Origin of the sequence: Anaerobacillus alkaliphilus (assembly GCF_004116265.1) — a bacterium.
Classification (GTDB): domain Bacteria; phylum Bacillota; class Bacilli; order Bacillales; family Anaerobacillaceae; genus Anaerobacillus; species Anaerobacillus alkaliphilus.
The window spans coordinates 225,241-246,284 of sequence record NZ_QOUX01000032.1 but is presented as its reverse complement, the minus strand read 5'-3'; the positions used below and the strand labels follow the sequence as shown (position 1 = coordinate 246,284).

General features: G+C 38.3%; 23 protein-coding genes and 1 riboswitch. Of the genes, 6 read left to right on the top strand and 17 right to left on the bottom strand.

Annotated elements, in window-relative coordinates; genetic code table 11:
- Positions 1-6: 6 nt before the first annotated feature.
- From thrB to yutH, 6 genes are all read right to left on the bottom strand, one after another.
- Entirely contained in the window at positions 7-930 is a 924-nt protein-coding gene (gene thrB / locus DS745_RS10090) for a homoserine kinase (protein WP_129078127.1), read from the bottom strand.
- Positions 927-1,991 (bottom strand): threonine synthase, encoded by a 1,065-nt coding sequence (thrC, locus tag DS745_RS10085; RefSeq protein ID WP_129078126.1) that lies wholly within the window; start codon positions 1,989-1,991, stop codon positions 927-929. The genes thrB and thrC overlap by 4 nt, the downstream gene beginning before the upstream one ends.
- Entirely contained in the window at positions 1,984-3,288 is a 1,305-nt protein-coding gene (locus tag DS745_RS10080; protein ID WP_129078125.1) for a homoserine dehydrogenase, read from the bottom strand. Before DS745_RS10080 ends, thrC begins: the two co-directional genes overlap by 8 nt.
- A gap of 194 nt (positions 3,289-3,482) precedes the next feature.
- Positions 3,483-3,707, bottom strand: a complete 225-nt coding sequence (locus DS745_RS25510; RefSeq protein WP_129078124.1) for a DUF1450 domain-containing protein — start codon at positions 3,705-3,707, stop codon at positions 3,483-3,485.
- Complete coding sequence (locus DS745_RS10070; protein ID WP_129078123.1) at positions 3,704-4,690, bottom strand: 2-hydroxyacid dehydrogenase; 987 nt, start codon at positions 4,688-4,690, stop codon at positions 3,704-3,706. Before DS745_RS10070 ends, DS745_RS25510 begins: the two co-directional genes overlap by 4 nt.
- Before the next feature lie 105 nt (positions 4,691-4,795).
- Positions 4,796-5,872: a spore coat putative kinase YutH gene (yutH, locus tag DS745_RS10065; protein WP_161568228.1), complete on the bottom strand. Its 1,077-nt coding sequence runs from the start codon at positions 5,870-5,872 to the stop codon at positions 4,796-4,798.
- Between the two features lie 377 nt (positions 5,873-6,249).
- Here yutH and DS745_RS10060 point away from each other — a divergent pair, with 377 nt between their 5' ends.
- Positions 6,250-6,744: a phosphatidylglycerophosphatase A family protein gene (locus tag DS745_RS10060; protein ID WP_129078121.1), complete on the top strand. Its 495-nt coding sequence runs from the start codon at positions 6,250-6,252 to the stop codon at positions 6,742-6,744.
- A gap of 104 nt (positions 6,745-6,848) precedes the next feature.
- Here DS745_RS10060 and DS745_RS10055 read toward each other — a convergent pair whose 3' ends face one another.
- The 3 genes from DS745_RS10055 to DS745_RS10045 all read right to left on the bottom strand — a co-directional run bounded on the left by DS745_RS10055 (position 6,849) and on the right by DS745_RS10045 (position 8,966).
- Positions 6,849-7,616, bottom strand: coding sequence for a TIGR01457 family HAD-type hydrolase (locus DS745_RS10055; protein WP_129078120.1), 768 nt, complete (start codon positions 7,614-7,616; stop codon positions 6,849-6,851).
- A 108-nt stretch (positions 7,617-7,724) separates the two neighbouring features.
- Positions 7,725-8,360 carry a helix-turn-helix transcriptional regulator gene (locus tag DS745_RS10050; RefSeq protein ID WP_129078119.1) on the bottom strand — a complete coding sequence of 212 codons (636 nt, stop codon included), beginning with the start codon at positions 8,358-8,360 and terminating at the stop codon, positions 7,725-7,727.
- A 159-nt stretch (positions 8,361-8,519) separates the two neighbouring features.
- Positions 8,520-8,966 (bottom strand): DUF86 domain-containing protein, encoded by a 447-nt coding sequence (locus tag DS745_RS10045; RefSeq protein ID WP_129078118.1) that lies wholly within the window; start codon positions 8,964-8,966, stop codon positions 8,520-8,522.
- A gap of 158 nt (positions 8,967-9,124) precedes the next feature.
- Between DS745_RS10045 and glpX the strand changes: the two genes are divergently transcribed.
- The 3 genes from glpX (at position 9,125) to DS745_RS10030 (ending at position 11,081) form a co-directional block, all read left to right on the top strand.
- Positions 9,125-10,093 (top strand): class II fructose-bisphosphatase, encoded by a 969-nt coding sequence (gene glpX / locus DS745_RS10040; protein ID WP_129078117.1) that lies wholly within the window; start codon positions 9,125-9,127, stop codon positions 10,091-10,093.
- A gap of 142 nt (positions 10,094-10,235) precedes the next feature.
- A complete protein-coding gene (locus tag DS745_RS10035; protein WP_129078116.1) occupies positions 10,236-10,505 on the top strand; it encodes a DUF3055 domain-containing protein in 270 nt (89 codons plus the stop codon).
- A 303-nt stretch (positions 10,506-10,808) separates the two neighbouring features.
- Entirely contained in the window at positions 10,809-11,081 is a 273-nt protein-coding gene (locus tag DS745_RS10030; RefSeq protein WP_129078115.1) for a hypothetical protein, read from the top strand.
- Between the two features lie 281 nt (positions 11,082-11,362).
- On the opposite strand, the gene DS745_RS10025 is transcribed toward DS745_RS10030, so the two are convergent.
- Complete coding sequence (locus tag DS745_RS10025) at positions 11,363-11,692, bottom strand: YutD family protein (protein ID WP_129078114.1); 330 nt, start codon at positions 11,690-11,692, stop codon at positions 11,363-11,365.
- Positions 11,693-11,831: 139 nt separating this feature from the next.
- Here DS745_RS10025 and DS745_RS10020 point away from each other — a divergent pair, with 139 nt between their 5' ends.
- Positions 11,832-12,506 carry a YhcN/YlaJ family sporulation lipoprotein gene (locus tag DS745_RS10020; RefSeq protein ID WP_129078113.1) on the top strand — a complete coding sequence of 225 codons (675 nt, stop codon included), beginning with the start codon at positions 11,832-11,834 and terminating at the stop codon, positions 12,504-12,506.
- 33 nt (positions 12,507-12,539) lie between these two features.
- Here the strand turns inward: DS745_RS10020 and lipA are convergent, their stop codons facing one another.
- Entirely contained in the window at positions 12,540-13,448 is a 909-nt protein-coding gene (gene lipA / locus DS745_RS10015) for a lipoyl synthase (RefSeq protein ID WP_129078112.1), read from the bottom strand.
- Positions 13,449-13,751: 303 nt separating this feature from the next.
- Between lipA and DS745_RS10010 the strand changes: the two genes are divergently transcribed.
- Positions 13,752-14,756, top strand: coding sequence for a M23 family metallopeptidase (locus DS745_RS10010; protein ID WP_129078111.1), 1,005 nt, complete (start codon positions 13,752-13,754; stop codon positions 14,754-14,756).
- 45 nt (positions 14,757-14,801) lie between these two features.
- Here the strand turns inward: DS745_RS10010 and DS745_RS10005 are convergent, their stop codons facing one another.
- The 6 genes from DS745_RS10005 to DS745_RS09980 form a co-directional block, all read right to left on the bottom strand.
- Complete coding sequence (locus tag DS745_RS10005; RefSeq protein ID WP_129078110.1) at positions 14,802-14,903, bottom strand: methionine/alanine import family NSS transporter small subunit; 102 nt, start codon at positions 14,901-14,903, stop codon at positions 14,802-14,804.
- A complete protein-coding gene (locus tag DS745_RS10000) occupies positions 14,900-16,438 on the bottom strand; it encodes a sodium-dependent transporter (protein ID WP_129078109.1) in 1,539 nt (512 codons plus the stop codon). Before DS745_RS10000 ends, DS745_RS10005 begins: the two co-directional genes overlap by 4 nt.
- Before the next feature lie 482 nt (positions 16,439-16,920).
- On the bottom strand, positions 16,921-18,480 hold the full coding sequence (locus DS745_RS09995; protein ID WP_129078108.1) for a Na+/H+ antiporter NhaC family protein: 1,560 nt from the start codon (positions 18,478-18,480) through the stop codon (positions 16,921-16,923).
- Between the two features lie 94 nt (positions 18,481-18,574).
- Positions 18,575-18,761, bottom strand: a riboswitch (Lysine riboswitch).
- 108 nt (positions 18,762-18,869) lie between these two features.
- Positions 18,870-19,661 carry a sporulation protein YunB gene (gene yunB / locus DS745_RS09990; protein ID WP_129078107.1) on the bottom strand — a complete coding sequence of 264 codons (792 nt, stop codon included), beginning with the start codon at positions 19,659-19,661 and terminating at the stop codon, positions 18,870-18,872.
- Positions 19,662-19,728: 67 nt separating this feature from the next.
- The gene (locus DS745_RS09985; RefSeq protein WP_129078106.1) at positions 19,729-20,205 is read right to left on the bottom strand and encodes a dihydrofolate reductase; all 477 of its coding nucleotides are present in this window, start codon (positions 20,203-20,205) and stop codon (positions 19,729-19,731) included.
- On the bottom strand, positions 20,202-20,999 hold the full coding sequence (locus tag DS745_RS09980; protein ID WP_277750915.1) for a thymidylate synthase: 798 nt from the start codon (positions 20,997-20,999) through the stop codon (positions 20,202-20,204). Before DS745_RS09980 ends, DS745_RS09985 begins: the two co-directional genes overlap by 4 nt.
- Positions 21,000-21,044 lie beyond the last annotated feature (45 nt).

Here is a 21,044-nt window from a genome sequence, read left to right as displayed (position 1 = left end):
CATAATTCATAATTCATAATTCTTCACTCTACATTCTACATTTACTTTAATTCCTTCCGAATCAACGTTAACTAAATCATATGTAAAGCTAGTAAATGTCTGTTGAAGAGCAGAAATCACCTCATCACCTTGACTTGCTGGCGCAAAAACAATTAATGTAGGTCCTGCCCCACTTAAGGCCGCGCCGTATGCACCATAATCTTTAATGTTTTCAATAATCTCTTGTAGGCCAGGAACAAGCTCTGTACGATGCGGTTGGTGAAAAAGGTCCCTAACCATCATTTCACCTGCTAATGGCCAATTATTCGTTAATAATGCCCCTACTAATACATTACTAATACTACTAGCTTGAACGGCTTCTGCAAATGTCACTGTTTCAGGAAGCACTCCACGGGCTTTTTTCGTAAGTAATTGTTGGGAAGGAACCATCATAACAATATCGACACCTTCTATTTCTGCCTGCATCACAAAGGTTTCTCTTTCACTATGAGTACCAATCACAAGTCCACCACATACCGATGCCGCTGCATTGTCCGGATGTCCTTCAATAAGACTTGATTCTCTAATTTTATCATCTTGTGTTAGATTTAAATTTGCCATTTGGTTAGCTAGTTCTATCGCTGCAACAATGGCGGCAGCACTACTCCCCATTCCCTTTCCAAGCGGAATTTCACTTTTCACTGTGACTTGGCACGAAGGCAAGATAGCATGATATTTAGAAGCAACCTGTTCAGCAATCTCATAAATTAGGTTATCAGTACCGGTTGAGATACCCTCTAGATTTGGACCAATGAACTGAAACACCCACTTATCTGCTCTTGTTACCTCTAGAGTTAAATATCGATTTAGTGCAAGCCCGACAGAGTCAAAACCTGGTCCAAGATTGGCTGTACTTGCCGGAACTCGAATAATTACTTTTTGTTCACTCACTGATAAACACCACCTCGAATTTGCTTTAAGAAAGCATCTTCGTCATTCGGTAGGACTGTTGGTTTTACTGTAATAGTGTTCATTGCTGTCGTTGGGTCTTTTAATCCGTTTCCTGTTAGGACACAGACAACTTGTGCTCCTCTTTGGATTTCACCACTATTCAACTGTTTAAATAACCCCGCAATCGAAGCACAAGAAGCTGGTTCAGCAAATATACCTTCTGTTTTAGCAAGTAATTGATATGCTTCTAAAATCTCTTCATCTGTCACATAATCAATAGCACCGTTTGATGATGTAGCAGCGTCTACTGCTTGTTTCCAACTAGCTGGGTTACCAATCCGAATTGCTGTTGCGATAGTCTCTGGATTTGGAATGACTGAGTTACGAACAATCGCTGCAGAGCCTTCTGCTTCAAAACCACGCATCTCAGGTAAACCCGTTTGGTTTTTGTCATGGTATTCTTTGAACCCTTTCCAATAAGCTGTTATGTTACCAGCATTACCAACCGGGATTGCCAACACATCTGGCGCTTTCCCAAGAGCATCACAAATTTCAAAGGCAGCTGTTTTTTGGCCTTCAATCCGATATGGATTTACAGAGTTTACAAGAGTAATTGGCTCAACTTCACTAATTTTTCGAACAATGGTTAAAGCATCGTCAAAATTCCCTTTAATCTCAAAAATCTCAGCCCCATACATCACCGCTTGAGCAAGTTTTCCAAGGGCAATCTTCCCTTCAGGTATAACAATAATTGATCGTAGACCTGCTCTAGAGCCATAGGCTGCTGCCGCTGCGGAAGTATTACCAGTAGAAGCACAAATGATTGTCTTACTGCCTTCCTCTTTTGCTTTAGCAACTGCCATAACCATTCCGCGATCCTTAAAAGAACCTGTAGGGTTAGCACCCTCTACTTTTACATAGAGATCTACTCCCCATCTTTCTGAAAGCGTGTCTAAGCGAATTAACGGTGTGTTACCTTCATTTAAAGTTAGCATTGGTGTCTGTTCGTTGATGGGTAAAAAATCCTTGTATTCATGTAATAAACCTTTCCATCTACTCATCGTAGCTTACCCCCTCAATACGATAGCTGCTCCTCACATCTTTCACCACATCTAGGTCTCGTAAGCAACTTTGGATCAATTCGTACGTTTTTTTGTTCGTTTTATGCGTAACAATGACAACTTCAGCTAAATCCTTGTTTTTTATTGGCATCTGCAAAAGCTTTTCAAATGAAACATTATTTTCGGAGAATAGTGTTGTGATCGCAGCAAATGCTCCGGCCTTATCTTCTACATGAAGTCTCATGAAATATTTAGAAATGATTTCTTCATCTGTTTTTAATTGCTTTTCATAGAGTGGCGGCAACGCACTTCTGCCATTGACACCAAGACGCATATTTTTCATGACGGTAATCATATCCGATACAACCGCTGTTGCCGTCGGTAAAGATCCTGCCCCGGGTCCGTAAAACATCGTTTCACCAACAGCTTCCCCGTATACATAAACCGCATTAAACACATCATTAACGGATGCTAACGGGTGATTTTTTGGCAAAAGTGTTGGTTGGACACTAATCTCTACTTTTCCTTGATCACGCTTTGCGATACCAACTAGTTTCATGCGATAGCCAAGCTGTTTTGCATAGTCTAAATCTTCTTCAGTAACCTCAGAAATTCCTTGTGCAGACACATCTTCAAGTGCAATATTCATAGAAAACCCTAAAGTACTTAGGATCGCCATTTTCCTAGCCGCATCAAGACCTTCAACATCAGAAGTTGGATCACTTTCTGCGTACCCTAAGTCTTGTGCTTCTTGAAGTACTTCTTCGTATGAACTTCCTTCATTACTCATCTTCGTTAATATATAATTGGTTGTTCCATTAACAATTCCCATTAATTTTGTAATTCGGTCAGAAGATAATCCTTCCACAAGGGAACGAATAATCGGAATACCCCCAGCAACACTAGCCTCATAAAACAAATCACAGCCATTTTTCGATGCTACGGTTAGTAATTCTGCGCCATACAATGCCATAAGATCCTTATTAGCTGTTACAACATGTTTTTTGTTGTTTAAAGCACGAATAATATAGTCTCTAGCTTCATTTGTCCCACCCATGACTTCAACAATCACATCAATCTCAGGATTGGCAATAACCTCTTCTGGATCTTCAGTTAGGAGTGTTTCATCAATTTCAACTGCTCTTTGCTTCAAGGCATCTTTCACAAGGATTTTTTCTACGGTCACTCTAGCCCCCACTTGATGCTGAAGTTCTTGTTGGTGATTTTCAATAATACGGACGACACCACTACCTACAGTTCCTAATCCTAACAGTCCGATTGATACTTTATTTGTCATTCCCCTTCACTCCTAACCTTTTATTCTTAGTTGTTTTCCCTAGAAAAACAAACGTTTATATATAATGGACATTATAGTCTCTTACTTAGCTATTTACAAGACTATTTTCTGACTTTTTAAAATAAAAATATATAAAACGCTTACAGTAATTACTAGAAAAAAGGACGGATATAGTATATCCGCCCGAGGGTAAATTATTTTTTTTGGAGGTTCACTACAATCAATTGACGGAGCTCTTCTTCTGAGGTAGCAACAACTCGAACTCCATTAACAATACAGTGAAAACGTTCTGCACAAATGAGACAATTTCCGATACAGTTAAGAGTAGTGACTTGGATATCTGGCTGTTTCTCTAAGGATTTAAACAGTTCATCACATCCGTTTAACCTATTTATGAAACAACACTCAATCCTATTCATGATTGTGAGAGTACAACATGATTAACAATTGCTTCTGGTTGTCTATCTAGAAGGACATTCCGAATATTTCTGCTAGCCAGTTCTGCCATCACCTTTCTCGTTTCCACACTTGCACTACCTATGTGTGGAATTGCCACAAGATTAGGTAGTTTTAACAATGGATGCTCAGCACCAATTGGTTCATTTTGAAACACATCTAAACCTGCTGCCTTAATGACCCCATTTTTTAAGGCGTAAAATAATGCTTGCTCGTCGACTACGTCACCCCGAGAAGCATTTATGAATATCGCTGTCTCTTTCATTTGCTTGAATGCCTGTTCATTAAACATCCCTCTAGTTTCGGCAGTTAAAGGTGCCAAACAAACGATAAAATCACTATTTTTAAGTAATTCTTCAAAGCTACAATAATTTGCACCAAGTTTACTCTCCGCTTCGTGTTTACGTGTACGGTTATGATATAAGATCTCCATCTCAAATCCTGTTGCTCGTTTTGCTACAGCCTCTCCGATACGCCCCATGCCCACTATGCCAATGGTTTTGTGGTGAATGTCTGTCCCTGCTAACAACATTGGACCCCAATTTTTCCACTGACCGTCCTTTATGTATTGTGCAGCTTCAACTACCCTTCTTGCAGTAGCCATTAGTAATGCAAATGTTAAATCTGCCGTAGTATCTGATAGGACGTCTGGTGTATTGCAAATGGCAATTCCTTTTTTAGTGGCCTCTTCTACATCGATATTGTCAAACCCAACAGCCAGATTTGCTACTACCTTTAGGTGTGATGCTTGATTTATAAGCTCGTTATCAATCTTATCAGAGAGCATCGTCAGTAGACCGTTTGCTTTCTTTGCTTCTTCCATCAACTTTTCACGGGGAACTGGTTCTTCTTCATATGGCCACATCGATACATCTGCCACATCTAGTAAATCCACAATTGTTTCCTCTGGTAATTTTCTCGTTATAAATACATATGGCTTCGTCATAATGACACCTCTTTTTTCAAAAGATCTATCTTTACTTTAACCTTATCACTCACTGTCCTCAACTGTTTTTGGTTTTGTTCGAAAAAAAGACACTGACTATGGTTGTCAGTGCCTACGCTGAAAGTGATTATAGGTATTACGTAAAGATGAATTTGGCCTTTCCTCTCTTCGAAGCCAATCAACCTGAGGCACAAGAGTTATGTGATGCTGAGGAAGGATTGTTTGATGAAAGTCTCGTAAGAATGCTTCGGTCTTCTTTTCCTCACCTAATAATTCAAAGAGTTGGTCTGTATATTTTTCTGCTTCTTCATCATCAATACTGCGGTAATAACCCTCTACAATCCTAAAGTAATCAATTGGGAAAAGTAGACGACCATAAATATAACGCCATGAAATTGGAGATATTGTTTCGACTGTTTCATATCCCCTAATAAACTCGTTAATCTTTCGATAAGGTTCCGCATCCTGTCTTGAAATCACCCTCATCCATTCTGAGAGATCTCGACTTGGGTAATCATAAACAAATTCAATCGGACTCTTTACTCCTGCAGCTGTTTTCTCATCATAGGTGAGCCATGTGTTTGGAGAAAACTGATAATGGCAAATGGTCTTCGGCTCTTGCTTTATCTGTTGCCCGAAATCAAGGTTACTGTCGACCATATATTGAATTGCTGTTTCCGTTCTACCTAAATAATAAGGAAATGAAATCATAAAGGCTTGGTCAAAGCTATATTTTTTCGGTTGCTTTGAAAGGTCTACATAAAGCATCTCTAATTGATTTAACCGTTTTAACCAAAATTGAGACCAAGTTCCTCCCTCTCTGTTTCCACTTTGAAACGTCTTGCCTCGTCTGTGCAACCGTGCTAATTCATAACCCAATGATTTCTGCATCTTGCTTCGCGAAACATACCGTGGAAGTTGCAATAAGATACAGTTCTGTCCATCTACAAAACTAGTGAGTGTATTCTTTATCGTTGGTATAAAGGTAGCAATCTCATGATCACCGTTAGCCGTAAGATGATTCCCCATGTTTACCATCTCTTTAATTTCATGATCCTCAATTTGATCCACACATACAACAATGTAATGATTATTTTTTGCTGTAAACCCCTCATGCTCACCTAACACAAAACGCTGCTCACAATAAAGCTTATACTCATCAAAGATGTTTCTCTCAAACAAAGCCGTCACTCCTTATCGGTGTCTCCCCCCAGAAAAACATTTTAGCCGTTTTGTCTTTTTATGGTGCCAGGCACCAAAGAAAGTTTACTTTCCTGGTATACCTTACTCTCATCGCAGGCACCCAAAAAGGACAAAACCCTCAAAAAGTTTTTTTCTAGTGGATATCACCAATACTATTACTGTATACATACTGCTCTACACGTTAGTCTATGACTTAATTGGGCAAAATGTTTCTCATGAAATAAGTTATTTACAATATGTATGGAATAAAGGGACTTTACGAGTCAAACAATGTTAAGGTACATTTTTTCGGTTTGTTTTTAACATCAACATATTGGATAGCATAATATAAAGGAAGAAAGGAACTAGGTGATTATATGAAAAAAGAGATGGATATTGTTGAAAAAACAGCTAGAGAATGGTTAGAAAAACGTGGGGTAACCTTAGATGATATTGCAGACCTTGTCTATTTTCTTCAAGTTAAATATCACACAAATTTGGATATTGAAGACTGTCGTGAAAATGTTGATAGAGTACTCGGAAAACGAGAGGTTCAAAATGCCGTCTTAACCGGCATCCAACTGGATATGCTCGCTGAAAAGAACTTACTTGAACCGCCACTTTTAGATATTGTCCAGCGAGATGAAGGATTATATGGAGTAGATGAAATTATCGCCCTCTCAATTGTAAATGTATACGGATCCATTGGTTTCACTAATTACGGATATATTGATAAACAAAAGCCTGGAATTCTTGAAAAATTAAATGATAAAGAAGGAGAAATGTGCCACACATTTCTAGATGACATTGTAGGAGCAATAGCAGCTGCAGCGTCAAGCCGATTAGCACATCGAGCTGCGAACGTGGAGTAAAAGACAATTGTCAATTTTGAATTATGAATGATGAATTGTTGAGGGTGGAGCTTCGAAGCGTTCACCCTCTTATTCATTCATAATTCATAATTAATAATTCATAATTATACGAACTTCCACTCACTTAATGAATGTATCGAAAAAGTGGGTTGTTTAGTATAGGTAGTGAGCTGCTCTTTAGAGGTAACTCCTGTATGCACCATAATTGTGTCCATCTTAGCGTTAATGCCAGCCATGATATCCGTTTGATAGTTATCCCCTACCATTACCGTTTTTTCTCTCGGTGTCCCGATTACTTCTAGTGCTTGATTTACAATAATCGATTCTGGTTTTCCTATGAAGATTGGCGCTGTTTCTGTAGAAACTGCAACGACCGACGTTAGTGAGCCATTCCCAGGCATAAAGCCTCGTTCTGTAGGTAAGGCAATGTCACCGTTTGTAGAAATGAATTTTGCTCCGGCTCTTACAGCTAAGCAGGCTTTTGCTAACTTTTCGTATGTAATGTCTCGATCAATGCCCATAATCACGTAATCAACATCGTCGTCTTGAATTGTAAATCCCTGCTTTTCTAACGCATCTCGTAAGCCTTCTTCTCCGATCATATAGATTTTTGCATCTTGCTTTTCTTCAGCGATATATTGAGCCGTTGCTAAGCTTGTTGTAAACACTTGGTCATCAGTAGCTGGGATTCCCATCTCGGACAAATGATCGGCAACTTGTGCGCAGGTTTTTGAAGAGTTATTCGTAACAAATAAATAAGGTATGTTGCGTTTTACTAGTTCTTTCACAAAATCTACTGCTTCGTCAATTCGTTCTTTGCCACGGTACATTGTTCCGTCTAAATCGATTAAATAACCTTCATAATGCTTCATTTATTCTTCCTCCCATTTTTAATCAAACGTTTGATTAACTTTTGAAATTTTAACCTACTTACCTAGAAAAAGCCACTTCGCTTGGAAGTGACTTACTTGTATAGCTTTTTAACTCATTGATTTTATTTTATAAAAGCAATGCGGTTCGGAATCGACTGCCATACAAACTTCACAGTCTATGTCTTCAGTACCTAGCAATTCTTGAAATAATGACAACTCACATTTACAAGCAACAGGGTATTCTTGTGCAATTTCAGAAATTGGGCAGTTGTATTCCTTGAAGAGGTAATTACCTTCAGTATCTTTTTCCCATTCCACCATATACCCCTGCTCATTTTGCAGACGAGCTAGCTCTGCTATTCTAGCTTCTAATGATTCGTGATCAGTTACTCGGGATCCGTACTTTTCTTTCATTCGCTCTTTTCGACGTTGAAATAACTTTTCGACCATTTCACTGCCATTTAAGTCCTCTATATCCCTTAACAAATCTACGGTTAATGGCGCATAGTTACGTGGAAACATTTCTTGTCCTGCTTTTGTTAAATAATACATATTTGTCGGACGGCCCATCGCCTGTCGTACCAAAAGTGTATCAATAATGTTATCTCGCTCTAGCGTATTAAGATGACGTCTTACTGCCATTTCAGTAATATTAAGCTCAACAGCCATTTCAGAGACTGTCAGTTGCTTATTTACTTTAAGCAATCCTAAAATTTGATCCCTTGTAGATACTTGGTTTCCCATCTCTTCACCACCCTTTCCTACTATTTTAATAGAAGAATTTGTATTAGTAAATTAGTCAACCAAAATGTTTCAATATGTACATATTTGAGATGCAATTTTGAATTTTGAATTGTGAATTTTGAATTAAAAATCTTTCCATTCATAATTCACAATTCATAATTATTTCTGCTCTGGTATAAACGCTGTTACGTGACCTAGTTCATTTTTCAGGTATTCCCTAACAGATGGAGCAAAGTTTACTAATGATTTATCATTGTCAGTAAAAACGCTCTGGATAGCCTCGTGATCAATTTTTGTGTAATCACGTACGACCATTGTTCTAAGCGTTACGACAGCTTTAAAGCTATTAGCATCGCCTTCATCAATTACTTTTTCATCTAAAAGGATATCAATGATGTCCTCATAGCTCCCAGGATCTCTCATAATAAATCCATCGATAATACTGTTCCCTACATCAATTATTGCTTCAACAACAATATGGGCCACTCTTTCTAATGCCAGCTTGTCCTGAAATGAAGACCACTCTGACTTACTATTATAAAATTTGAGATACTCATCCATAATGGAGAGTTTTTCTTCAATTGTCTTACGATCAACAAAATACATCTTGCTCACCTTACCTTTTGCGTATTTTCAAAATTAGTATAACACAAACAGTGAAAATCATTGAAATTTTACTTATTTATGATTACTAGTTTAATAATCTTGATCATTTTGTTATGATGTTAGAGGAAAAATATTGTCGTAATGGGGGTAATCTTGAAGTGGAACGTGAATTAGCGTTGGAAATTGTACGTGTTACAGAAGCAGCAGCATTAGCTAGTGCTCAATGGATGGGACGAGGCAAAAAAAATGAAGCCGATAACGCAGCAACGAGTGCGATGAGGGCCATGTTTGACTCTGTCAATATGAAAGGTACTGTGGTAATTGGGGAAGGCGAATTAGATGAAGCACCAATGTTATACATAGGTGAAGAACTTGGTAATAATCATGGACCCGAGGTTGATATTGCAGTTGATCCACTTGAGGGAACAAGCATCGTCGCTAAAGGACATCCTAATGCAATGGCTGTCATAGCAATTGCTGATAAAGGCTGCTTACTCCATGCACCAGACATGTATATGGAGAAAATTGCAGTTGGTCCTAAAGCTGCTGGTCTCGTTCGACTAGATGACCCGATCGAAAAAACCATTGATATTATCGCGAAAATGACAAATAAACGTGTTCAAGACGTGACAGTGATTATTCAAGAACGTCCACGCCACGATGAGATTATTGAACGCGTGCGTAAAAAAGGGGCTCGAGTAAAACTATTCGGTGACGGTGATGTTGGTGCAGCGATTGCTACTGCCCTACCACAAACAGGTATTGATTTATTTATCGGTATTGGTGGCGCGCCAGAAGGCGTAATCTCTGCTGCAGCCTTAAAGGCATTAGGCGGCGATATGCAAGCAAGACTTGTTCCGATGAATGAGGAAGAAACCGCCCGTTGTAAACGGATGGGGCTAGATGATCCTACGCAAATCTTGCAGTTAGAAGATTTAGTGCGTGGTGATGACGCCATTTTTGCTGCAACAGGAGTTTCATCTGGAGAACTTCTTGAAGGAGTTCGTTTCCTTGGAGGAGATCTGGTTGAAACAGACTCCATTGTCATGCGTGCAAAAACAAAAACAGTTCGGTACATAAAGGCGCATCATCATTTATCAAACAAACCTCATTTGGTGATGGAGTAAAAACAATTGTCAATGATGAATTGTGAATTGTGAATTAATTGAGCTATGCTTTTCGAGGCATAGCTCCATTTTTATTGGTTTTACCTCTTAAATCGGTTATGATTGATTTACTAGAAAAATACACTTAGAAAGGGTGATAGTAATGACCGAACGTTTCTATCTTTATGATGATATAGAACAAACGAAAACCCGATTTGTAAGCTTCATGGGAGAAAATCAACGGTTTGATCTTGCGATTATGTCAACTAGTCGTTATTATGGTAAACAGATTGTTCTAGATATGCAATCGAATCGACTGGGTATTATCGGAACTGATGACTTAGAAGAGCCTGGGTATCTTGAATTTGCATTTAATTTAAGTGAAGAAGATGCTGAGGATCTTCGTAGCTTTTTGTATGAGGTTATCGCTTAAATTTCATCCATTATTTTATGTTTATATTTGGCTCTTTTCGTAAATATTGCTCCTGCGGTTACTCGTCGCACAAAAAAACTGTTGCTTTTTTCCCTAAAATAATAGGAAAAATACTACTAGAAAAAGATATCAGCCAGTAAATTATGTAAGAAAAGAGCAATACAGACTAAATTAGTTGTGAATTCTTAGTATTTTGTGTAAAAATCCGGCTTTTGGGATTTTTACGAAAGCAACAAACTTTGCGAAAAAAAGCTTATATTTTCAGCCTCTGTACGGAAAAATAACGTATGGAGGTGTTTTAGTATGAGCGATAAAGAAGAGTATAAAGACTTTTCAAATGTAGAAATTAGCAGAAGTTATGTCATTCCTGAAGATACACCTGAAGGACCTTATGGATCACCAGTAAATAAAAAGTTAGGGAAGACAACACCTTGGCGTGAAGGTCAACGGAGCATGAGTGCATTTAATTATGAATTTAAATCACTTCATCAAGGTCTCCCTCGTCAAGACCCAGGTGCACATCCTACACATGATGATCCTACGAAAAAGGACGCATCCTACACGTCTGAGGATTAATTTTTAGGCTGGCATTTCAAATGTCAGCCTTTATTTATACAAGGCTCTTTTCGTAAACATAGTTGCTTTTTAACTCTAAAACAATTGGGGAAATAACCCAGATGGAGATATCAGCCAATAAATATGCAAGAAAAGAGCAATACTTACTAAATTAGTTGTGAATTCTTAGTATTTTGTGGGAAAATCCGGCTTCTGGGATTTTTACGAAAGCAACAAACTTTGCGAAAACAGCCTTATACGTAAAACAAAAGCACGTTTCTTCAGAAACATGCTTAAGAGGCTTATTCAGTTACCAATTCTTTCTCAGGCTCTTTCGTTTTCTTGTTTGCGACTCGCTCTTCCTTTACCCGGCGTAACACAAAGTAAGGACAGCCAAAATTACAGTATTCAAACAGATATTCTGGTAACGTACTGATTTTCGAATCGAAAGTTGCCTTGCGATTTGAGTCATCAAAAAAACCTCGTAAACGCAATTGGCTATAACCCCAATCACCGACAATGTAATCATACTTATTTAAGACATCACTATAGCGAGCTTTAAAAGCTTCTTCATCCCAAGCATCTCTTTCTTCTTGAATAACTTCAAAGCTTACTCCTTGTACACGGATCATTTTATGTCACCTCATTACTTATATTGCCTGATTAATAAGAAAAATTCAACCTCTAAATAAATTCTGTACCTAATCTAACAATTATTGTTAATGCTAACTATAACAATTTTGGTCATCCTACTAGTAGGAGGTGTAGCCGATGAAGAAATTACTTTTGGCGATGGCTGTAAGTATAGTATTGGTTGCTACGGGGTGTCAAGCAATGATGGAAAACAGTTCCCCTATAGCACAAGACAATCAAGAGTTGTTCAGCAGTAAAAACCGAAGCGGTGATACGACTGTCATTAATCCTGACCGCAATTATCATGATGTACAACGTTTTGGTTATGTACGTCACCAGCGAGAAACAGCACTCCCTAGAGGTGGAGTTAATCCTCACGTAGCTGTTTACGATCCTGAATTATTGGCAGATGCAATTAGTAAGTTAGCGGTTCTAATTCCAGATGTAAATGAAGTAGCTACTTTAGTTACTGCTAGTGAAGTATTAATTGCTTATGACACAACAACTACAGATCGCTTCCAAACGGCGGATCAGGTTAAAAGAACTGCCATTAGTTGCGTACCTAGGTATTTTCACGTATATGTCTCTGATAATCCTGAAATGATGGATACGATTGGGCGTTATAGAAGCCTCACAACAAGATCAGAAAATGTGAATGAGGTTTTAGAGCAAACAATCCATGAAATGTTGCAATCGCCACAAGGAAGACGAGTCGACGCTAGCGAAAATGAAAATGGCGAATACGACATTAACATGAATAGCTATATGGATAAGAAAAACCATAATGACCAAATTAGACACGGTATTAATTAAATACTTACATGGAAAAAAGGATTAGGCAATGACCTAATCCTTTTGTACTTTTAATGCTTCTTGTCTTGCTTGAGCTTCATTTACCTGCTCATCGGCATGATAAGAGGCGCGAACTAACGGGCCGCTCTCACAATGACTAAATCCTTTAGACATTGCTATTTCTTTAAACTCTGCGAACTCTTCTGGCGTCCAGTACTTTACCAATTTGATATGACTTTTACTTGGTTGTAAATACTGTCCTATTGTAAGGATATCGACACCATGAGCACGGAGGTCATCCATTGTTTCAATGATTTCCTCTTTCGTTTCACCTAGACCGATCATTAAACTAGACTTCGTTGGAATATTTGGGTACATTTCTTTAGCGTTTTTTAATACCGTTAAAGAACGTTCGTAAGTTGCCCTCGCACGAACTCTTGGAGTTAATCGTTTTACCGTTTCAATATTATGGTTTAAAATGTTTGGCCTTGCATCCATTAATGTCTTTAAGTTGTCGATTGAGCCCATCATATCTGAAGGCAGAACCTCAATTGTACAAAACGGACTTTTTCTACGGATCGCTCGAACAGTTTCTGCAAATACGTTTGCTCCGCCATCCTTTAAATCGTCTCTGGCTACAGCAGTGATAACCACGTGTTTTAATCCCATTGTTCGAACAGAATTTGCAACTCGTTCTGGCTCACCTAAATCTAATTCTGTTGGTAAGCCTGTTTTTACGGCACAGAAACGACAAGCTCTCGTACAAATATCTCCTAAAATCATAAACGTGGCAGTTTTTCTTTCGGCCCAACATTCGTGGATATTAGGACAACGTGCCTCTTCACAGACAGTGTGAAGTCTTTCTTCTCTCATCATTTTCTTAAGACCTGTATATGAGTCGTTTGTCGTAAGCTTAATCTTTAACCAATCGGGTTTGCGTATGTACTCTTCTTGTTTTGCCAAATTCTTTCACTCCTATTGAAGTTTTGAATGTGAGTTTTAAGATGGTCCATCCTATTTATTTAAACTAACATTTTTTCTAGTAAATAAAATTTAAACTCTATATTTCACTTTATACTAACTAGTTTAACTTTACCATGAAAAATGGTAAATCTCAAAGCAGTTGTTCTGCTTTTTCACATCTCGATGCAAAAAATTATTTTATTAGAATAGAATTCGAAACATTTTGGTAGTAATTAACATATATTTTTCTCGCCAAATTCTACAAACTATATAAATGAGTAGGCCAGAAAGGAGTTATTTCTTATGAAAAGATCGTTTATCATGATCGTGACACTTCTCGTTACGTTAACCGCCTTGCCTTGCATTGGTTTAGCGAACGAGACAAAAGAGCTATCTTACGAAGAGAAACTAGAAAAGCGGATGGACTTATATCAGAAAATGGAAACAGTAACAAATGTACCATGGTATTACTTGGCTGCAGCAGACTCCTTCGAACGTGGTTTACGACGAGCTAGAAGAGATTTACCAAATGAAGCAGGCGTGATTGCCATTTTCTACTCACCACAACAGTGGGTAGGCCCTCTAAATCCGGATTTTGAGGATACTAACCCACTTTCAATCAGTATGTTTGGTGGTGTTGGTTTAGATGGTAATGGGGATGGTAAAGCAGATCGCAATGACGATGAAGATGTTATATACACTTTCGCAAGACATTTGGAGTCTTATGGCTATGATGAAGAAAATATTCGTATCGGTTTATGGGAGTTCTATCACCGAGAAAAGTCATTACAGCTAATCATGGGACATGCAAAGATTTACGAAACTTACAATACCATTGCTTTAAATAAAAATGCGTTTCCACTGCCAATCCGTTTCAATTATAGTTATAAAAACACATGGGGTGATGCCCGTGGTTGGGGTGGACGAAGAATTCACGAAGGTACTGACCTTTTTGCTGGCCATGGCACACCAGTAAGAGCAACAACGTATGGAATTGTTGAGTTAAAAGGCTGGAATAAATATGGTGGCTGGCGCGTTGGAATTCGTGACCTCGACAATATTTATCATTACTTCGCTCATTTGAGTGGGTTTGAAAAAGGAATTGAAGAAGGTACCGTTGTGGAACCTGGGACAGTCATCGGTTACGTAGGAAGCTCTGGGTATGGAAAACCAGGTACATCAGGAAAGTTCCCACCGCATCTTCATTATGGAATGTACCGTGACAACGGCTTCACTGAATGGTCCTTTGATCCATTCCCTTCTTTAAAAAATTGGGAAAGAAAAGATAAAGCAAAGAAGAAAAGATAATAAGAAGGCACACCCATCAGTCAATGATAGGTGTGCCTCAGCTAATTATGATTTACTAGCTCTAACAGCATTCCAAATACTTGCTGCAAGACCTCCCCAAATGATAACAATACCAATGACCATCATGACAATAGCACTTACACTCATTTTGCATTCTCTCCTTTTTCTTCAGAGTAAGCAGGTACCTCTAAATCCTTTTCGCCCCACTTCAAGCTTGCAAAAATAAATCCAAGAATGATCGCACCAATGGCAACTGCCCATCCGGAATAAAGTAAGAATGAAGTTGGGTAGCCTTCGTAATTATTTTGGAGGTTATTAATTAGGTTCATGATAAACATGTAACCCAATACGATCGGTGTTACAACTCCTAGACATACTCTCCACCATAAGCCAGTTCTTAAGTCAGATGTAGCATTCGCATGCTCTTGGAATGGTTTCAGTTTTTTCACAAACCAAGAGATTGTTATGACTGAAACAAGTCCAGCTAATGCAATACCGAATGTGTTAATAAAGTAATCAGCCGCATCTAGGAAGAACAAACCACCTTGGGTAGCGAATAGAACTGAAATGATGGCTGATAAACCTCCACCGAGAATAACCGCTTTCGTTCTAGATACTTTGAACTTCTCTTGAACTCCGGCGACAAATGTTTCAACAATTGAGATCAGTGAGGATAACCCTGCGAAAACAAGTGAACCAAAGAACAACACACCGAACAGTCCATTAAAGCCTGGGAATGAATTTAAAATTTGCGGGAAGACAACAAATGCTAAGCCAATTCCACCAGCAGCAACTTCCTCGATACTAGACCCAGCTGTAGTAGCCATAAAGCCTAGTGTAGCAAAAATACCAAAACCAGCTAATAACTCCACACTTGAGTTACTGAAACCAGCAATAAAAGCATTGTTGTTGATATCAGCTTTTTTCGGTAAGTAACTTGAATAAGTAATCATGATAGCAAAGGCAATCGATAAGCTAAAGAAGATTTGTCCATACGCAGCTACCCATACACCCGGAGACATGATTTCACTCCAGTTTGGTTTGAAGAATGTTTCTAAACCAAGTGAAGCTCCTTCTAATGTAAGAGCACGAATAACAATCAATAAGAACATAACGAGTAAGGTTGGAATAAAAATTCGGTTTGCAACCTCGATCCCTTTCTTTACTCCTTTAAAAAGTACTCCTAACGTAATCACCCAAACCAATATAAGTGGAATAAATACACCAGGAACAATTGAACCAACTGAACCAATGTCTGCACCATTCACGATATCTACTCGTTGCAGGTAATCAGCCATTAAAAATCCTCCTGTATCCTCACCCCACTGCTGGCCTACAGCAAAATACGTATACGCCATCGCCCATGCGATAATGACCGCGTAGTAGGTTGAAATGACAAAGGCAATAGCAACCTGCCACCAACCAATCCATTCTGTTTTCTTGTTCATACGAGCATATGATAGTGGTGCAGAGCCACGATATTTATGACCCATGGTAAATTCCATGATTAGGAGCGGAATACCAGCTGTTAAAAGTGCAAATAAGTACGGAATGAAAAATGCTCCTCCACCATTCTCATAAGCTACATATGGGAAACGCCAGATGTTCCCTAAGCCTACTGCGGATCCAACGGCTGCTAAGATAAAACCAGCCCTTGTCCCCCATTGTTCACGAGCTTCCATCAAAAAACCACCTTTCCTTTTAGATAATTAAGTATATTCTGATAATTTTAGTTTTATTAATACTATTTCTAGTAAAATGATTAAGTTATATTAGTATTAATATTCAGAATATTCATTGTTTATTTTATTACCAAATGTTCGATTTGTCAAAGATTATCTTAAAAGAATATTATCTAAAATAAATTTATTCTAGCGCACTTTAAAGCTTCACTGTGGAAAAATGTTATTTTTAAAAAACAATTATATAAAGCAAAGCTTGGTTGGTAAATTTCGAGCACATCCTCTGAACTACAAAAAGGTGAGAAATGAAAAAGTAGAAGAACGTAAACTTGTCTTTAAGTAACTTATAATTTCTTCAAGGACATCAGTTCCGTTATTTGCTGGTAATAATGTAATTTTTAAACAAGAAATATGCGTTTAATTATCCAAAAAAGAGAGTGTTCCAAGTAAGCAAAGCTTCTTGGGACACCCTCCTAACTTACCTATGCTCCTTTTAACGCAGGGAACAGTTTTTTCAGTACTATTACGACAGCAACAAATGTCACTGCTGCTGCTAGGAAACCAACAATTGCACTTCCTGTTAAGCCAAGTGCTAAATAACCAACAATCGAGATACCAGCGATGATTAACGCATATGGTAGCTGTGTCATGACGTGGTCAATATGATGACTTCCTGCCCCTGTCGACGAAAGAATTGTTGTATCTGAAATTGGCGAGCAATGGTCACCAAAGATTGAACCTGCAAGTACTGCTGCTAATACCGGAAGCATTAGCGATACATCAGTCGCAGCAGCAATATCTCCAGCGATCGGTAACATAATCCCAAATGTTCCCCAGCTTGTTCCTGTAGAAAATGCCATAAAGCCTGCGATGATGAATAAGATTACCGGTAAATACGCTAGGTTTAAGTTAGTTTCTTGAACTAGGCTAGCTAAATATGTTCCTGTGCCAAGATCTTTAATGATCGAGATAATTGTCCAAGCAAAAATCAAAATATAAATAGCTGGTAGCATTGACTTAATTCCTGCCCATAATCCTAAGCCAATTTTCGTTGCTTCGACTTTTCGTGTGAAGCTTAACGCTAAGGTAATAGCTAAACTTACTAGTCCACCATAAAGAAGTGCAGCAGCTACATCTGTATTTTCAAAGATCGCCAAAATTGATGTATCACCTTCAGCTCCTTCAATACCAGTTGTAATCATAAAGAACACTGTTGCAACAATTAATGTTACGATTGGCCATATTAGATCGCCAACTTTACCAGAAGTCGCTGGTACATCTCCTTGGTCTCCTGGAGGTGTTCCTTTACTTGTATCGACTACGGCACCTGTTTCAATCGCACGTTGTTCATGAACACGCATTTGGCCGATGTCTAATTTAAAGTAGATTACAGCAATAACCATCAATACTGCAAAAATTGCGTAAAAGTTCATTGGTGCAATTAAGACAAACGCAGTCAGTGCTTCCCATTGCGTTACGCTATGAGAAACAAGAATTCCTCCGATAATGGTAATGATATACGCACCCCAGCTTGATACTGGCGCAATTACGCACATTGGCGCGGCAGTCGAGTCTACTAGGTAAGCTAATTTCGCTCTAGAGACACGGTGACGATCTGTTAACGGACGTCCGACGTTCCCAACTGTTAAGCTATTAAAATAGTCATCTATAAAGATAATAATCCCTAGTAATACCGTAACAATTTGTGCTCCTACTCTCGTTTTCACTCGGCTCATTGCCCATTCACCGAACGCTCGACTACCACCAGTAACCGCGATTAAAGATGCAATCATACCTAGCAGTAATAAGAAAAATAAAATGTATAATTCCCATGAATTAATTGCACCTTCATCAATAAAAATTCCATAAACGATAGAAAAAATTTGTTGGATACTGTCTATAAAGACATTTCCATTTCCATAGTTAATCATAAATGCTCCCACTACAATTCCAACACCAAGTGACAGCAACACACGACGTGTTAACATTACCATCACTAACGCTAAAATTGGTGGAATTAAACTAAAAATTGTTCCTTCCATTTTGCTTCCTCCTATTATTCTGATTTTAATGTACACAAAAAGGCAGCAATAGAGAACCTACTGCTACCTTTAAAAGTAAACAATATCCCTCAACTTGGTTAGTAGTCCTCCACAATCTATTGGGCAAACAGATTGTGACAGTGCGACACTTCTTCAATGTCACCCCAGCAATAATTCCTTTGACAAAGTCATTATCACTTCGGCAAAACTTCCTTTCAAAAGCCTTCACAGTTGTCATCCTCAAGCAATCTACTGATAAGTTTTGCGCCTCTACCTCACCTGTTGATGAGGTATTAAATATTTAGTTTTAACTAGTTAATTATATCAACAGTACGTATTAAACATCAACAAAAAAATATTGCTAGTTCTGACAAAAGTAGTAACATATATTAGTTGTTGTTTAGACTATCGCTTAAGTCTTGTGGATTTATAATTGCAGGCATTGGCATACTGCTGTCACTACCACCAGCATGGAAAAATTGTGGAACATCGCCTTGGATGTACATATACCCTACAGGTATGAGTGTTTGGACAACTTCAGTTTCTGTCGCAAAAGGAATAACGACTCGAACGTCTACTGTTATCTCAATTGATAAGTTAATCCATACATTATTAATACCTACAGGCACAATTTCATCACGTATAAATGACTTTACATCACCGATCGCGGTTAACCTAACCGGTACCTTTGGTCCAAGGTGAGCAAGTAAAGCATTATTCGTAGCCTGGCCAAGAGGAATCATATGAATGATCCCTTGTTCCTGATATCCATTCTCTTGTTCAATTTCAATTCCATCTGGTATAGCTAAATTTTTGACATTTCCCCTTGCCACATCATTTAGATATCTCTGTACATTTAATGTTGTTTCCTGCAACACACGGCTTACAACAATTGGATTAACCGTATATACCCTTCCATTGCCAGCAGGATTAATATCAATTACATTTTCTAAATCCGAATTCTCAAGTGTCTTTTTCCTCACAGCCTCATTAATCGCAGTAGTTGCAATCCGCTGTGTTTCCGTTTTGGCGATTTCAATCAAGGTTGGACGAATTCCTTTCTCAACTACGACAAGACCTTGGGCGGTCATAATTATAAAAATAATAAATGAGATCAGTAATACATAACGAAATGGAAGCGGACCTTTCATTGGTCGGTATTTTCTTCTTCTCTTAAGCATAAGTAAAATCCCCCTTCACATACTTCATGTGTATGCAAAGAGGGACAAAATAATAATCTTTATGAGACTACCTTTTTTCATATATTTGAAACTCATACTGATACGGATTTTTTTCATCAGCTTCATGCTTTTCAGTTGAAACTAATTGCCATCCATCATTAAGCTCTGGAAAAAAGGCATCACCTTCAAAACTTTTATGAATACGTGTTAAGTAGACTTTGTTTGCATGAGGTAATAATTGACGATAAACCTCTGCTCCCCCAATGATAAAGAGTTCCTGACCTTTTTCAAAGTCAAATACTTCTTCAACTGAATGAATGACGTCACATCCTTCAACCTCAAACTGTTGATCTCGAGTCAGGATAATATTTTTTCGATTAGGTAGTGGCTTACCTATTGACTCAAACGTTTTTCTCCCCATCACAACCGCATGCCCAGTTGTTGTCTTTTTAAAGTAGGCTAGGTCAGCTGGTAAATGCCAAGGCATGACGTTGTCTGAGCCTATCACGTTATTTTCCCCTGCGGCAACAATCAGTGAAATCATACTGATACCTGCCCTTTTATGTGAGGATGTGCATCGTAATCGACCAATTCAAAATCCTCGTAAGTGAAATCAAATACAGAAGTCACATTAGAGTTTAACTTCATTTTTGGTAATGGCTTAGGTTCACGAGTCATCTGTAGCTTTACTTGTTCCACATGGTTAGAATAGATATGTACATCACCAAAAGTGTGAACAAACTCACCTGGCTCTAGATCACATACCTGAGCAATCATCATCGTAAGTAACGCATAAGAAGCTATGTTAAACGGAACTCCAAGGAACACATCAGCACTTCTTTGATAAAGCTGACAAGATAACTTCCCATCATTCACGTAAAATTGAAACATACAATGACAAGGAGCTAAAGCCATGTCTTTTAGTTCACCTACGTTCCAGGCATTCACAATTAATCTTCTTGAGTCAGGATTTCGTTTGATCTCTTCAATAACACTAGAAATTTGATCAATCGTTTGACCATTTGGTGCTGTCCATGAGCGCCATTGCTTGCCATAAACAGGGCCGAGATCACCATTTTCATCTGCCCATTCATTCCATATTCTCACATTGTGTTCTTTTAGGTAGCTAATATTCGTATCACCCTTTAAAAACCACAGTAGCTCGTGAATAATTGCTTTCAAAGAAAGCTTTTTGGTCGTTAATAATGGAAAACCTTCAGCTAAACTTGTTCGCATTTGATAACCAAAAACACTAATTGTTCCTGTTCCTGTACGGTCTGTTTTCACTGATCCATTTTCCAGGATATGTTGACATAAGTTTAAATACTGTCGATCCATCAAAAGCATCCTTTCCCTAATTAAAATAAGAAATGTAGAACGGTA

What these genes read in the sequence shown, in the direction of transcription:
- DS745_RS10005 (WP_129078110.1), bottom strand. Translation starts at nt 14,903, where the DNA reads ATGAGTGTAAGTGCTATTGTCATGATGGTCATTGGTATTGTTATCATT.
- DS745_RS10000 (WP_129078109.1), bottom strand. Translation starts at nt 16,438, where the DNA reads ATGGAAGCTCGTGAACAATGGGGGACAAGGGCTGGTTTTATCTTAGCA.
- DS745_RS10080 (WP_129078125.1), bottom strand. Translation starts at nt 3,288, where the DNA reads ATGACAAATAAAGTATCAATCGGACTGTTAGGATTAGGAACTGTAGGT.
- yunB (WP_129078107.1), bottom strand. Translation starts at nt 19,661, where the DNA reads ATGCTTAAGAGAAGAAGAAAATACCGACCAATGAAAGGTCCGCTTCCA.
- DS745_RS09985 (WP_129078106.1), bottom strand. Translation starts at nt 20,205, where the DNA reads ATGATTTCACTGATTGTTGCCGCAGGGGAAAATAACGTGATAGGCTCA.
- DS745_RS10045 (WP_129078118.1), bottom strand. Translation starts at nt 8,966, where the DNA reads ATGTATTTTGTTGATCGTAAGACAATTGAAGAAAAACTCTCCATTATG.
- DS745_RS10070 (WP_129078123.1), bottom strand. Translation starts at nt 4,690, where the DNA reads ATGACGAAGCCATATGTATTTATAACGAGAAAATTACCAGAGGAAACA.
- DS745_RS10060 (WP_129078121.1), top strand. Translation starts at nt 6,250, where the DNA reads ATGAAAAAAGAGATGGATATTGTTGAAAAAACAGCTAGAGAATGGTTA.
- DS745_RS10025 (WP_129078114.1), bottom strand. Translation starts at nt 11,692, where the DNA reads ATGATCCGTGTACAAGGAGTAAGCTTTGAAGTTATTCAAGAAGAAAGA.
- DS745_RS10055 (WP_129078120.1), bottom strand. Translation starts at nt 7,616, where the DNA reads ATGAAGCATTATGAAGGTTATTTAATCGATTTAGACGGAACAATGTAC.
- DS745_RS25510 (WP_129078124.1), bottom strand. Translation starts at nt 3,707, where the DNA reads ATGAATAGGATTGAGTGTTGTTTCATAAATAGGTTAAACGGATGTGAT.
- DS745_RS10010 (WP_129078111.1), top strand. Translation starts at nt 13,752, where the DNA reads ATGAAAAGATCGTTTATCATGATCGTGACACTTCTCGTTACGTTAACC.
- DS745_RS10030 (WP_129078115.1), top strand. Translation starts at nt 10,809, where the DNA reads ATGAGCGATAAAGAAGAGTATAAAGACTTTTCAAATGTAGAAATTAGC.
- DS745_RS09995 (WP_129078108.1), bottom strand. Translation starts at nt 18,480, where the DNA reads ATGGAAGGAACAATTTTTAGTTTAATTCCACCAATTTTAGCGTTAGTG.
- thrC (WP_129078126.1), bottom strand. Translation starts at nt 1,991, where the DNA reads ATGAGTAGATGGAAAGGTTTATTACATGAATACAAGGATTTTTTACCC.
- DS745_RS10020 (WP_129078113.1), top strand. Translation starts at nt 11,832, where the DNA reads ATGAAGAAATTACTTTTGGCGATGGCTGTAAGTATAGTATTGGTTGCT.
- DS745_RS09980 (WP_277750915.1), bottom strand. Translation starts at nt 20,999, where the DNA reads ATGGATCGACAGTATTTAAACTTATGTCAACATATCCTGGAAAATGGA.
- DS745_RS10035 (WP_129078116.1), top strand. Translation starts at nt 10,236, where the DNA reads ATGACCGAACGTTTCTATCTTTATGATGATATAGAACAAACGAAAACC.
- DS745_RS10050 (WP_129078119.1), bottom strand. Translation starts at nt 8,360, where the DNA reads ATGGGAAACCAAGTATCTACAAGGGATCAAATTTTAGGATTGCTTAAA.